Here is a 13,290-nt window from a genome sequence, read left to right on the forward strand (position 1 = left end):
CCAGGGCCGCGTCGACGTCCCGATGGTCCATCTGGGGTTCCTCGCAGGCGTCCTGCGGAGAGGACGTCGGGGTGGCGAGTATCTGACTTCTCGCGCAAGTGTGTCAGCGCGCCATCCCACGGTCGGGGGCACCTCCAGGCGGGGCCAACTCTCGTCGCTCTTAGCCGGAGGCTGCCGATGGCGTTGTGGGCGGCATCAGGCAGGGGGTGTTGACTCGGAAGAGGAGAAGTCCCCCGGTTGTGGTTTCGACCGTGACCAGGTATCGGCTCGATGATTGGGACGCGTCGAGGACCGTGTCCACCTTTCCGTTGGTGGTCTCCCGGTAGCCGTCGATGTTGAAGCCCTGTTGTTCCAGCATCGTGCGGACCTTACGGACGGCCTCGGGGTGTTGTTCGAGCGGCGCGGAGCTGTAGACCGCGTAGGACATCTTGTACCGACCGTCCTTCGCGACCTCGTCGCGTTTGCCGACACAGTCGTTGAAGAAGGGCTCGGCGCTGCCGGGATTGAGGACGACTCCGGCTGCCTGCGCCATGTATTCGGTCATGTGCTGAGCCCAGTCTTGGGCGTCCTGCCGGGGCTTGACGGGGAGAGGGTCATCGGCGCTGGGCGTGGACATGCATCCTCCAAGGATCAGGGGCAAGCACAGTGCCACTATGGCGACACCGGGGCGTCGTGCCGGGACGCGACGTGCAGCAGCTCGTGGCAACGGGAACGGCATAGCGATTCCTTGTCCGGGACGGGTACGGACCGGGAGGCCGGGAGTGGGGAGCCCGGGCCAGAGCGATCACTTGATAGGTGGGCCGGGGTTCTTGGGAACCGTGGTCGGCTCCTTTCCGACGATGATGCGGCCCTGGTTGTCGAGGCTCTTGCTGCCCTCGTCCCAGTACCCGCTGTGCCCGGATGTGTCGACCTGGAAGTTGTTCCCACCGAACCTGTCGATCATCGGGTCGCCGCCCAGAGTAAGGCCAGTGAAAAGGTTGATGTCGTCGTCGCTCGCCCTGCCGGTCCAGAAGTGGTGCGGGTCGATCTGGAGTTGGTCAGCGCGTTGGACGGTCATACCGGGACTCGCGATGGCGACGATGTCGTCAGCGCCCAGTCCTTGTCCGCCCGAGGCAGCCACACCGACGACCGTCGTTCCGTAGCTGTGGCTGAGGACCGAGAGATGACTGTGGTGGTCACCCTGGGCGACCCGGGTGCCTTGGGTGAACTGACGCAAGGCCTCGGCGCCATCCTCGGCCCGGGTGGTGCCGGCGATGGCGAGGTTTCCTTGTACGACGGGGATCTCGGGGGCGTCGTATCCGAGCCATGAGATCACCGACACCTTCTGGTTCGTCCCCTTCGAAGCCTGCTTCGCGGCCTCCTGCATATCGTTGATGCGCGCAAGCTGGCCCGACGTGCTGGCGATGGTCGTTCCAGTCCCCGGCACCATGACGGCAGTGTGGTCGGCAGTGTCAGGATTGCCGATGGCAACGATTGCCTTGCCGTCGCCGCCATAAGCTTTGGTATCGAGTCCGAGCAGGAAGACCTGCTTGTCCTCAGCCGCGTTGTCGCGCTCGTCGAGCGCCGCTTTGACCGCCATCAGGTCTTGTTCGCGCTTGTTGTACTCCTCGGACGTCATGCCGCTGCCGCGCGCGTTGCCGGCCCTCATCTGATCCAGCTGTTGGTCGAGGGCAAGCCGGTTGGCCTCGTCCCGGACCGTGGCGGGCAGTCCGTCCAGTGGTCCGATCCGATCCGGATAAAGCGCGAGGTAGTTGCTCTGCTGCTCCGGGGTCAGCGACTTCCACCAGTCCGCGGACTTCTGAGGGTCCTTGTTGTCGGGGACGTACGGATCGGCGAGGCCGAGATCCTTTGCCACAGCCTTCACATCGGTGGCGGTGTCGGCGACGGAGCCGAACACCCTCGGCTGCGTCAGGACGCCGCCACCGAGGTGGCCGAGGGCGCGCTCACCCCTGTCGCTCGCCTCCTTCGCGTCGGTCAGTGCTTTGTTGATGCGCTCCTGGGCGTCACCGCGAAGGGTGGCCAGTGCCTTGCGTTCGGGGTCGGCTCTGGCCTCGGGGTCGTTCTGCTCGGCCTTGCTCAAGGGCGGGAGACTCACAGTCCCCTCGGAACTGACGGTCAGTCCCCATTCCTCGGCCCGGCGCACGGCGTTCTTCAGATTGGTCTGTGCCTGAGAGATCCGGTCGGCGACGGTGTCCAGGGCGAGCGCTGCAGCGGCCGATTCGACCCGCACGACCTCCAGGATCTGTTCAGTCCGAACCATGGTGCTGAACGCGTAATCGGCGTCGCTCCCCTCCCACTTCGCCTGTCGCAGCGGGCCGTTCACTTGACTCCGGTGCCTGTTCTCGGCAGACCGGGCGCCATTGGCCAACCCACGCCACGCCTTGGCGGCTTCATGCAGCCCGGCCGGGTTGAAGTGGAGCAGCAGATCGAAATCGTTGCTCACTGGCTCGGCTTCTCCCAGATCTCGCCGATCCGCTGCGTCTGCCAGACCTCCGCGTTGGCGTTCTCGTTGTTCGTGTAGGCCTGCGCGGTGGATGTGAGGTTGTCGGCCGTCTTGCTGAGGCGGTCGTGAACGCTCGTCAATATGGGGGCCCAGTGATCTGCCACCTGCCCGAGCTTTGGGGCGACCGACCAGCCGGTTAACTCGCTGGCAGCCTTGTGACTCGCGGAGATGGCTGCTTCTCGTGGCTTCGTGAAGTCCTCGCCGATGGCCCGTGCCACGCCCGCGGACTTGTATATCTCGCCCGGGTTGACTTTGAGATGACCCACCGTTTCCCCTCCGGTAGATGTTCCGATCAGCTGGCAACCTATTCGAGTGAGCGACCGATCTCAATCCGTAAAGATACTCAACTGATATCGGGTAATTGTCCCTATTTGCGGTGATCCTTGCTCACCGTCGAGGGGGCCGGGATGGGCGGGCCCGAGGCGGTTCGCGAGGCGGCCGGGCGGGCCCTCTGTGTGTGCCATGGCGCCTAGGTCCCGCCCGTCCGCGCAGTCGGTCGTGAGAAGTCGGCGGAGTCGACTTCTCGCGCAGCTGGTGCGCCGCGCAGTGGCTGGCCGATCGGCGCACGGCCAGGGTCGGGGTGGGCGCCCGCCGGGAGGTGGGTGGTCAGTGGTGGTGCTCGGCCGGGGTGGTGGTGCCCGTGGTGAGGGTGAAGGCGGCGGTGTGGACGGTGTCGGCGTGCTGGAAGTCGAGGAAGAGGCGGTAGGTGCCGGCGCTGGGGGCGGTGGCGTGGAAGGTGATGGCGGGGCCGGGGGTGGTGCTCTGCGGGTGGACGTGGAGGTAGGCGAGGTCGCCGGCGCGGAGGGCGACGAGGTGGCCGTAGGCGCCGAGGTAGGGCTGGAGGTCGGTGACCGGCCGGCCGTCCTTGCTGACGCTCAGGGTGAGTTCGTCGCCGTGGCCGGGGGTGAGGTCGCCGGTGAGGGTGACGGTGTAGCCGTCCACGGTGACGGTGCGGCCGGTCTCGGGCAACGGTGCCGGGCGCAGGTCGCCGGCGGCGTGCAGGTCGGCGCCGAGGGTGAGGCCCTCGGTCTCGCCGTCCGGGAGGAAGTCGGCGAAGACGCGGTACTCGCCGGCGGCGGGTACGGCGGCGCGGGCGCTCCAGGTGCCGTCCGCGGCGCGGGTGGGGTGCAGGTGCTGGAAGGTGGAGAGGTCGCGCGGGGCGACGATCAGGTGCAACTCCTTCTCGTGCTGCGGCTGGTAGGCGGTGAGGGCGTGGCCGTCCGGGCCGAGGATGCGGAACCGCAGGTCGGTGGGGGCGCCGGCGGTGACGAAGGGGTCGTCGACGCTGAGGGTGTAGCCGCGGTCGGAGATCTGTAGGCCGCCGGGGAGGTGCCCGGCGTCGTCCGATGCGTGGTCGCCGTGGCCCGCGTGCTCGCTGTGGCCGGCCGGGGCGGGCTTGCCGTTGGGGCCGACGGCGTGCCCGACGCCGAGGGCGAGGGCGAAGGCGGCGGTGAGGCCGACGGTGAAGGCGGTGACGCGCAGGGCGGTGTTCATGGCGGGGTGCTCCTTCGAGGGGTGAGGTTCAGGGGGTGCGCTCAGGCGCGCATCAGGCGGGCGATGGCCTGGGTGGCCTCGGCGACCTTGGCGTCGGCCTCGGCGCTGCCGCCGTCGGCGATGGCGGCGTGGACGCAGTGCGCGAGGTGGCTCTCGAGCAGGTGCAGGGCGACGGACTGCAGGGCCTTGGTGGCGGCCGACACCTGGGTGAGGACGTCGATGCAGTAGGTGTCGGTGTCGACCATGCGGTGGAGGCCGCGGATCTGGCCCTCGACGCGGCGCAGTCTGCGCAGGAGCTGGTCCTTCTCGTTGCGGTAGCCGGCCATTCGGCCCTCCTCTCGGGTCCTGTCGGGACGGTGTCGGCCCGGCTCGATGCCCTGAGTGAATACCCCCAAGGGGTATCGAGTCAAGCGGTTCGAGGGCTCCGAAAAATACCTATGGGGGGTATCGGCGAAGGCTTGCCATCGATACCCCCCTGGGGTACAAATGGACTCGGCGCCGCCCGATACCCCTCCCAGGTATCACGGACCCCGCCCGCACCACCGCACCACCCCCTGTCCGACCAGTCACGAGGAGCGACCATGACCACCCAGGCGCCCGCCTCCACGGAGGTGGAACTCTCGATCGGCGGAATGACCTGCGCCTCGTGCGCGGCCCGCATCGAGAAGAAGCTGAACCGGATGGACGGCGTCTCGGCCAGCGTCAACTACGCCACCGAGAAGGCGAAGGTCAGCTTCGACGGCGGCGTCGAGGTCGCCGACCTGATCGCCACCGTCGAGGCCACCGGCTACACCGCCGCCCTGCCCAAGCCGCCGGTCACCGAGCAGAACGGCGACCAGGCCGAGCCGGCCGACGAACTGGCCCCGCTGCGGCAGCGGTTGTTCACCGCGGTGGCGCTGGCCGTGCCGGTGATCGCGATGGCGATGGTGCCGGCCCTGCAGTTCGACAACTGGCAGTGGCTGTCGCTGACCCTCGCCGCCCCCGTGGTCACCTACGCCGCCTGGCCGTTCCACCGGGCCGCCTGGACGAACGCCAAGCACGGCGCCGCGACCATGGACACCCTGGTCTCGCTCGGTACGGGCGCGGCGTTCCTCTGGTCGCTGTGGGCGCTGTTCTTCGGCGACGCCGGGATGCCCGGCATGCGGCACGGCTTCGACCTCACCATCGGCCGCAGCGACGGCTCGTCCAACATCTACCTGGAGGCCGCGGCCGGCGTCACCGCCTTCATCCTGGCCGGGCGCTACTTCGAGGCCCGCTCCAAGCGCACCGCGGGCGCCGCCCTCAAGGCGCTGCTCGAACTGGGCGCCAAGGACGTGACGGTGCTGCGCGGCGGCGGCGAGGTGCGCATACCGATCGGCGAACTCGCCGTGGGGATGCGGTTCGTGGTCCGGCCCGGCGAGAAGATCGCCACTGACGGCACGGTCGTCGAGGGCGCCTCCGCGGTGGACGCGAGCATGCTGACCGGCGAGTCCGTCCCGGTCGAGGTCGGCGTGGGCGACGCCGTCACCGGCGCGACCGTCAACGCCGGCGGCCGGCTGGTCGTCGAGGCGACCCGGGTCGGCGCGGACACCCAGCTGTCCCGGATGGCCAAGCTCGTCGAGGACGCCCAGAACGGCAAGGCCGCCGCCCAGCGCCTCGCCGACCGGATCTCCGCCGTCTTCGTCCCGATCGTGATCACCCTCGCGGTCGCCACGCTCGGCTACTGGCTCGGCACCGGAGAGGGCTGGACCGCCGCCTTCACCGCCGCCGTCGCCGTGCTGATCATCGCCTGCCCGTGCGCCCTCGGCCTGGCCACCCCGACCGCGCTGCTGGTCGGCACCGGCCGCGGCGCCCAGCTGGGCGTGCTGATCAAGGGGCCGGAGGTGCTGGAGTCCACCCGCAAGGTCGACACCATCGTCCTGGACAAGACCGGCACCGTCACCACCGGCCGGATGACCCTGCTCGCCGTGCACACCGCCGAGGGCGTCACCGAGGCCGAGGCGCTGCGCCTGGCCGGCGCCCTGGAGCACGCCTCCGAGCACCCGATCGCCCGGGCGATCGCCACCGCCGCCGCCAAGGCCGGTGAACTGCCCGCCGTCGAGGGCTTCGAGAACGTCCCGGGCCTGGGCGTCCAGGGCGTGGTCGACGGCCACGCGGTGGTCGCCGGCCGGGAGGCGCTGCTCACCGAGTGGTCGCAGCACCTGTCGCCGGCCCTGGCCGAGGCCAAGCGCACCGCCGAGGCGGCCGGCCGTACCGCGATCGCGGTCGGCTGGGACGGCGAGGCCCGGGCCGTCCTGGTGGTCGCCGACGCGGTCAAGCCGACCAGTGCCGAGGCGATCGCCGAGCTGCGGCGCCTGGGCCTGACCCCGGTGCTGCTGACCGGCGACAACCGGGCGGTGGCCGAGGCCGTCGCGGCCGAGGTCGGCATCGAGCCGCAGCACGTGATCGCCGAGGTCCTGCCGCAGGACAAGGTGGACACCGTCAAGCGGCTGCAGGCCGAGGGCAAGGTCGTCGCGATGGTCGGCGACGGCGTCAACGACGCGGCCGCACTGGCCCAGGCCGACCTGGGCCTGGCGATGGGCACCGGTACGGACGCCGCCATCGAGGCCGGCGACCTCACCCTGGTCCGCGGCGACCTGCGCGCGGCGGCCGACGCGATCCGGCTCTCCCGCCGCACCCTGGGCACCATCAAGAGCAACCTGTTCTGGGCCTTCGGCTACAACGTCGCCGCGCTGCCGCTCGCCGCCGCTGGCCTGCTCAACCCGATGATCGCGGGCGCCGCGATGGCCTTCTCCTCGGTCTTCGTGGTCGGCAACAGCCTCCGGCTGCGCCGCTTCCGCTGAACCGTTCGACACCGGCAGGGCCGAGGCCCCGGAACCCCGTGAAGGGTTCCGGGGCCTCGGCGTTTCGATTACGTACGGTAGTGGTCGGCCCGGCGGGTGCGGTGGTCGTGCGGGTTCGATCCGACCTGTTTTTGGCCGGTGTTTTGCCTGCTTTTGGGGGATCGCTCACCGTTCTCCTAACCTGCCGAGACCGGGCCGAGATGTGACGCTCCGAAACTTGTTAGGCAAGGCTTCCCTGCCCTAAGTTCTCGCCGACGCCCTGCCCGTCAGGCCGACGCCCCGCCCGTCCGGCCCACCCCCGCTCCCTCCGGAGGACTCACCATGCCCGGAACCGTCCGGCCCCTCGCGGGCCTGTCCCTCCTCGCCGCCTGCGCGCTCGCCCTCACCGCGTGCGGCAGCTCGGGCGGCAGCGCGCCCACGGCCTCCGGCACCGCGCTGGCCGGCCAGACGATCACCGTCTACAGCGGCCAGCACGAGCAGACGGTCAAGGCGCTCGCCGAGGACTTCACCCGGCGCACCGGCATCAAGGTCGAGCTGCGTTCCGGCGACGAGGCCGAGCTGGCCAACCAGATCCTGCAGGAGGGCGACGCCTCCCCGGCCGACGTCTTCTACGCCGAGAACCCGCCCGCGCTCACCGTCCTCGGCGACAAGGGCCTGCTCGCCAAGGTCGCCCCGGACACCCTCAAGTCCGTTCCGGCCGCCGACAGTTCAGGCAAGGGCGACTGGGTCGGCGTCTCCGCCCGCACCTCCGCCTTCCTCGCCGCCGCCGGCAAGGGCGCCGACACCGCGCCGCCCGCCTCCGTGCTCGACCTGGCCAAGCCCGAGTGGAAGGGCCGCCTGGGCATCGCCCCGAGCGAGACCGACTTCGCCCCCGTCGTCACCCAGGTGGTCAAGGCCGAAGGCGAGGACGCCGCCAAGCAGTGGCTCAAGGGCCTCAAGGACAACGCCAAGGTCTACGACAGCAACGAGACCCTCTCCGCCGCGATCAACAGCGGCGAGGTCGAGGGCGGCGTCATCGACCACTACTACTTCTACCGGATGCGCGACGAGAAGGGCGCGGCCCAGACCCACGCGGCCCTGCACTACTTCCCCAAGGGCGACCCGGGCTCGCTGGTCGACGTCTCCGGCGCCGCCGTCCTCGCGCACGGCAAGCACCAGGCCGCCGCCCAGGCCTTCCTCGGCTACCTCGCCTCCGCGCCGGCCCAGACCGTCATCGCGAACTCCGCGAGCTACGAGTACCCGCTGGTCGCCGACGTGAAGGGCAAGCCCGAACTGCCCGCCCTGGACGGCATCGGCACCGTCGCCGACCCGGCCGGGCTCGGCGACGGCAAGCAGGCGCTCGCCCTGCTCCAGGACGCCGGTCTGCTCCAGTGACGAAAGCGACGAGAGCGACGAAAGCGGCGACAGTGACGCCAGTGACGACCCCTGCCGTGGCGCGCCGGTGGCGGGGCGCCGGCCTGCTCGCCCCCGTCGCCGTCGCCGTCGTCGCGGTGGTCGCCTCGCCGCTCGGCTTCGTCATCGCCCAGGCCGGGCAGGCCGGTTGGGAGCAGACCCGGCGCCTGCTCGGCCGCCCGCTGATCGCCACCCTGCTGTGGCACACGGTCAGCCTGGCCGCCGTCGTCACCCTCGCCACCGCCGTCCTCGGCTTCGGCGCCGCCTACCTGGTCGAGCGCACCACCCTGCCCGGGCGCCGGGCCTGGACCGTCGCGCTCGCCCTGCCGCTGGCCGTACCGGAGTTCGTCCGCGGCTACTCCTGGGTGTCGCTGTTCCGCTCCGTCCACGGCTACTGGGGCGCGGTGCTGGTGATGACCTGCTCGCTCTACCCGCTGGTCCTCCTCCCGGTCGCGGCCGCCCTGCGGCACGGCGACGCCGCCGCCGAGGAGGTCTCCCGCTCGCTCGGCCGCGGCCGCCTGGCCACCCTCTGGCGGGTCACCCTCCCGCTCACCCGGCCCGCGCTGGCCGGCGGCGTGCTGCTCGTCTCGCTCTACCTGCTCGGCGAGTACGGCGCCTTCGCGATGCTGCGCTACACCACCTTCGCCACCGCCGTGTTCACCCAGTACAAGCTCGGCTTCGACGCGGCCTCCGCCTCCCTGCTCACCCTCGTCCTGGTCGCGCTCGCCCTGCTGCTGGTCGCCCTGGAGGCCTGGGCGGGCCGCCGGGCCCGGGTGGTCCGGCACGGCGCGCTCGCCCGCACCGCGCCGCCCGTACGGCTCGGCCGCTGGACGGTGCCCGCGCTCGCCGGGCTGGCCGCGCTGGTCGGCGTCGCGCTCGGGGTGCCGCTGTACGCGCTGGCGTACTGGCTGGTCAAGGGCAGCTCGACCACCCTGCCCTCCGCCTCCGTGCTCGGGGCCACCCTCGCCACCCTCGGGTACGCGCTCGGCGCGGCGGTCACCGCCACCCTCGCCGCCGTCCCGGTCGCCCTGTACGGCTGGCGGCGCGGCAGCCGGCCCGCCCGGGCCGTCGAGCGGGTCGCCTACCTCACCCGGGCGCTGCCCGGCATCGCCGTCGCCCTCGCCGTCGTGTACTTCGCCGTCCACTGGGCCCGGCCGCTCTACCAGCAGCCGCCGATGCTCGTCGCCGGGTACGTGGTGCTGTTCTTCCCGCTGGCGCTGACGGCCGTCCGTGCCGCCCTCGCCCAGGTCCCGCCCGGCGTCGAGGAGGCCGCCCGCTCGCTCGGCACCCGGCCGCTCGCCGTCCTCGCCAGGGTCACCCTGCCGCTGGTGCTGCCCGGCCTCGGGGCCGCCGTCGCCATGGTCGGCCTCACCGCCTCCACCGAGCTCACCGCCACCCTGCTGCTGCGGCCCACCGGCACCCAGACCCTGGCCACCGAGTTCTGGGTGTACACCAGCGGCCTCGCGTACGGGGCGGCGGCGCCGTACGCGGCCCTCATGGTGGCGCTGTCCGTGCCGTCCGTCCTGCTGTTGACCCGCCGAGCCCTCCGGAGTGGTTCATGACCGGTCCGTCCTTCGGTCTCACCGTCACCGACCTGCACGCCGCGCACGGGCGCAGCCCGGTCCTGCACGGCATCGACCTCACCGTGCCCGAGGGCGCCCTCGCCTGCGTGCTCGGCCCGTCCGGCTGCGGCAAGTCCACCCTGCTGCGGGTGCTGGCGGGCTTCCACCCGGCCGCCGCCGGGCAGGTCGTGCTGCACGGGCGGGTGCTGGACGACGGGCGCGACCGGCTCGCCGCCGAACACCGGGGCATCGGGCTCGTCCCGCAGGACGGCGCGCTCTTCCCGCACCTGAGCGTCGCCGCCAACATCGGCTTCGGGCTGCCGCGTTCGCAGCGGCGGGCCCGGGTGGCGGAGCTGCTGGAGCTGGTCGGCCTGCCCGGGCTCGGCGAGCGGCGCCCGCACCAGCTGTCCGGCGGTCAGCAGCAACGCGTCGCGCTGGCCCGGGCGTTGGCGCCCCGGCCGCGGCTGCTGCTGCTGGACGAGCCGTTCGCGGCCCTGGACGCCGCGCTGCGTGCCGAGCTGCGCCGTGAAGTCGCGGCCACGCTGCGGCAGTCGGGGACGACGGCGGTGCTGGTCACCCACGACCAGGACGAGGCGCTGTCGTTCGCCGACACCGTCGCGGTGCTGCGGGACGGGCGGATCGCGCAGTGCGGCAGCCCGGACGAGTTGTACCACCGGCCGGTGGACCCGGCGGTGGCCCGGGTGCTGGGGGAGGCGAACCTGATCCCCTGCGAGGGGGCGGGCGGTGCGGCTCGGACGGCCTTCGGGCCGCTCGCGCCGGCGGCCCCCGGGGCGGTGTCCGGGAGCGGCCTGGCCCTGCTCCGGCCGGGCCAACTCCGGCTCACCGCCGAGCCGGTGGCGGGTGCCGTCCCGGCGAAGGTGCTCGGCTGCGACTTCCGGGGCCACGACCACCGGGTCGAACTCCGGCCCGAGGCGGCCGGGTTGCCCGAGGTGCTGGTCGCCGCGGCCGACCGGGCGTGGCCGGTGGGCGGCGAGGCGTACGTGGCGGCGGTCGGGCCGGTGCACGTGCTGCCGGGGGCCTGACGCGGGGCGACGCGGGTGTCGGGCGGCGGTTTGCGCTGATGCCGCCCGGCGCCGCGGTCGAGCTGTTATGAAGGGGGAGTGGATGACAGGATCATGCCCCCGATCGACCGGATGCTCGCGGAACGCGCCTGCGAGCGCCTCATCGTGGACTTCGCGCACCGCCTCGACCTCGGCGAACCCTCCTCCGTGGCCGAGCTGTTCACCCCGGACGGCAGCTGGCACTGGCCGCACGGCGCCCGCCGCGTCGAAGGCCGCGACGCCCTCCGCGCCTACTTCGCCTCGCGCCCGTCCGACCGGCTGTCGCGCCGCCTGATGACGAACCTCCTCGTCACGGTGGAGTCGCCGACGACGGCCCGGGCCACCTCGTACCTGACCACGTACCGGGTCGACGGCCACCCGGGCGGCATGATCGAGCCCCGCCTGCCGACCAACGTCGGGCACTACGAGGACACCTTCCGGCTGATCGACGGGCAGTGGCTCCTCGCCACCCGCACCGTGCACCTGCCGTTCGGCGCCGACACGGCGCGACTGTCGTCCTGAAGCACCGGCGAGCGCGGAGGACCTAGTCCTCCGGCAGCCCCACCGCCTGCCAGCGGTACGCCGCGTCCTCCTGCCAGACCTGCAACTCGCCCTCCACCACGGCCGCGAGGCACAGCCGCCAGTCGTCGCCCATCGCCAGCGCGACCCGGGTGGCCGGGCGCAGGGTGGGGCGCCACCAGCGCGGGCGGCGGGAGGCCCCGCCGGCGGGCAGGCGCAGCCGGACGCCGCCCTCGCCCGCGAGGGCGATGGTGGGGCCGCCGCGGTGGCCGACCATGGCGAGGCCGAGGGCGGGCTCGCCGTCGCCGATCTCGGCCGGGGGCGTCGGCGCGCCGAGGCCGTGCAGCCGGGCGGAGCCGTCCGTGCGCAGGGTGGCGGCCTGCGGGCCGGCCGAGGTGCGGGCGAGCGCGCCGGTGCGCAGCGGGCCGGACGGGCCGAGCGGGGTGTCGGGGCCGCCGGAGCCGGGCCGGCAGGCCAGCGGCTGCCCGTGCCGCTCGACCAGGACCAGCCAGGCGCCGGGCCGTTCCTCGATCGCGGCGAGGACCCGGTCGGCGCGGCAGTCGGGGTGCTCCTGCCCGGTGAGGGTGAGGCCGGGCGCCCAGCGGTAGGAGCGCAGGACGCCGCCGGCGGCCGTCCAGACCGTCAGCTCGCCGGCCGCGTCGACGGCCCCGGCCAGGCCGTTGACGCCGCGCGCGGCCTCCCACCAGCCGGCCGCCGTACCGACCCAGAGGGCGCCGGAGCGGTCCTCGGCGCAGACCACCAGCTCGCCCTGGCGGCCGGCCCAGCCGGCCATCAACTCCCGTACGGCGTACGGACCCTGTCCGGCGGGTGGGCGGTGCTCGGCGCGCCCGGGCCCGGCCAGCGCGATGCCCTCGGCGCCGGCGGTGGCCACCAGCGGCCGGCCGGAGCGGTCCGGCAGCACCGCCAGGCCGACGGTCCGGGCCACCGGCCGGTGGGCGTGCAGCAGTTCGCGTCCGCGCGCCGCCCACGGGCCGAGCGGGGACGGGCGGCGCTGCGGCTCGCGGGCCAGCGGCTCGCACGCCCACTGCGCCAACTCCTCGCCGTAGCCGGCCGCCAGCAGTTCGGCCCGGGTCTGCTCGGCGGCCAGCCGGTGGTCGAGCCGGGCGTGGTCGGGCAGCAGCAGGGTGCGGGCCAGGGTGCCGACCGCGAAGAGGTCCTTGGCGGTGGTCGGGTAGCCGCCGACCTGCTCGGCCTCGGGCGGGACGTGCCCGGGGGTGAACACGGCGACGGTCAGGGCGTGGTCGAGCGGGGCGAGGAAGGTCAGGTCGATCAGCTTGACCTGCCCCTGGCCGTCCACGAGCACGTTGGCGGGGGAGATGTCCCGGTGCACCCAGCGCTTGCGGTGCAGTTCGTCGACGATCCGGCACAGCCGTGCCAGCACCTCGGCCATCGCCGCCGGGCCGCCGTGCCGGCCGCGCGCCCAGGTGTGCAGTGGCACGCCCTCGACCCACGGCGAGATCTGGTAGCCGAGCAGCCCGCCGCTGGGCGCCGCCCCGGGCCGGTGCGGGGCCGGCCCGAGCAGGAAGCTGGGCACCACCAGGTCGGTGACCCCGAGGCGGTGGGCGTTGTGCGACACGTCGTCCCAGCGCCCCAGCCAGCGCCGCACCTCGGACGGGTCGCGCTCCAGCATGATCTTGGCGGCGACCAGCTCCTTGAGCCCGCTGTGGCCGGTCCGCACCGCCCGCCACACCTCGGCCTCGCCGCCCCGGTGGTGGAACTCCAGCAGCTCGTACTGCTCGGGGTCGAACTCCGGCCCGAACCGGAGCCCGGGGACCCAACGCGAACCGGACAAACGCGACCCCCGACGCTCTCACCGCTGCTGCCTGCAGCTGTTGCCGTGCTGTTGCTGCGCTGTTGCCGTGGTGCCGATGCGCTGCTGACACGCTTGGCGCGCTGCCCAGGATAGGGCCTGGTCC

The 13,290-nt window shown here is 72.8% G+C and carries 11 protein-coding genes; 5 read left to right on the forward strand and 6 right to left on the reverse strand.

Going from position 1 to position 13,290, the window contains the following annotated elements; all coding sequences use genetic code 11:
• Nucleotides 1-160: 160 nt before the first annotated feature.
• The 5 genes from AB2U05_RS27910 to AB2U05_RS27930 form a co-directional block, all read right to left on the reverse strand.
• Nucleotides 161-616 carry a hypothetical protein gene (locus tag AB2U05_RS27910; RefSeq protein ID WP_369184561.1) on the reverse strand — a complete coding sequence of 152 codons (456 nt, stop codon included), beginning with the start codon at nt 614-616 and terminating at the stop codon, nt 161-163.
• 168 nt (nt 617-784) lie between these two features.
• Nucleotides 785-2,443: an alpha/beta hydrolase gene (locus tag AB2U05_RS27915; protein ID WP_369184562.1), complete on the reverse strand. Its 1,659-nt coding sequence runs from the start codon at nt 2,441-2,443 to the stop codon at nt 785-787.
• Nucleotides 2,440-2,721 (reverse strand): hypothetical protein, encoded by a 282-nt coding sequence (locus AB2U05_RS27920; RefSeq protein ID WP_369184563.1) that lies wholly within the window; start codon nt 2,719-2,721, stop codon nt 2,440-2,442. The genes AB2U05_RS27915 and AB2U05_RS27920 overlap by 4 nt, the downstream gene beginning before the upstream one ends.
• A 388-nt stretch (nt 2,722-3,109) precedes the next feature.
• Nucleotides 3,110-3,997: a hypothetical protein gene (locus AB2U05_RS27925; protein WP_369184564.1), complete on the reverse strand. Its 888-nt coding sequence runs from the start codon at nt 3,995-3,997 to the stop codon at nt 3,110-3,112.
• 41 nt (nt 3,998-4,038) lie between these two features.
• Nucleotides 4,039-4,323, reverse strand: a complete 285-nt coding sequence (locus tag AB2U05_RS27930; protein ID WP_045692922.1) for a metal-sensitive transcriptional regulator — start codon at nt 4,321-4,323, stop codon at nt 4,039-4,041.
• 255 nt (nt 4,324-4,578) lie between these two features.
• Between AB2U05_RS27930 and AB2U05_RS27935 the strand changes: the two genes are divergently transcribed.
• From AB2U05_RS27935 to AB2U05_RS27955, 5 genes are all read left to right on the forward strand, one after another.
• Nucleotides 4,579-6,819, forward strand: coding sequence for a heavy metal translocating P-type ATPase (locus tag AB2U05_RS27935; protein ID WP_369184565.1), 2,241 nt, complete (start codon nt 4,579-4,581; stop codon nt 6,817-6,819).
• Between the two features lie 321 nt (nt 6,820-7,140).
• Nucleotides 7,141-8,193 carry an iron ABC transporter substrate-binding protein gene (locus AB2U05_RS27940; RefSeq protein WP_045692924.1) on the forward strand — a complete coding sequence of 351 codons (1,053 nt, stop codon included), beginning with the start codon at nt 7,141-7,143 and terminating at the stop codon, nt 8,191-8,193.
• A gap of 41 nt (nt 8,194-8,234) precedes the next feature.
• Nucleotides 8,235-9,773 (forward strand): ABC transporter permease, encoded by a 1,539-nt coding sequence (locus tag AB2U05_RS27945; RefSeq protein WP_369184566.1) that lies wholly within the window; start codon nt 8,235-8,237, stop codon nt 9,771-9,773.
• The gene (locus tag AB2U05_RS27950) at nt 9,770-10,816 is read left to right on the forward strand and encodes an ABC transporter ATP-binding protein (RefSeq protein ID WP_369184567.1); all 1,047 of its coding nucleotides are present in this window, start codon (nt 9,770-9,772) and stop codon (nt 10,814-10,816) included. Before AB2U05_RS27945 ends, AB2U05_RS27950 begins: the two co-directional genes overlap by 4 nt.
• Nucleotides 10,817-10,909: 93 nt before the next feature.
• Nucleotides 10,910-11,356 (forward strand): nuclear transport factor 2 family protein, encoded by a 447-nt coding sequence (locus tag AB2U05_RS27955; protein WP_045692926.1) that lies wholly within the window; start codon nt 10,910-10,912, stop codon nt 11,354-11,356.
• 22 nt (nt 11,357-11,378) lie between these two features.
• On the opposite strand, the gene AB2U05_RS27960 is transcribed toward AB2U05_RS27955, so the two are convergent.
• Nucleotides 11,379-13,166, reverse strand: coding sequence for a hypothetical protein (locus AB2U05_RS27960; protein WP_369184568.1), 1,788 nt, complete (start codon nt 13,164-13,166; stop codon nt 11,379-11,381).
• Nucleotides 13,167-13,290: the final 124 nt, after the last annotated feature.

The sequence above is a fragment of the Streptomyces sp. Y1 genome, assembly GCF_041053115.1.
Lineage (GTDB): Bacteria > Actinomycetota > Actinomycetes > Streptomycetales > Streptomycetaceae > Kitasatospora > Kitasatospora rubellomurina.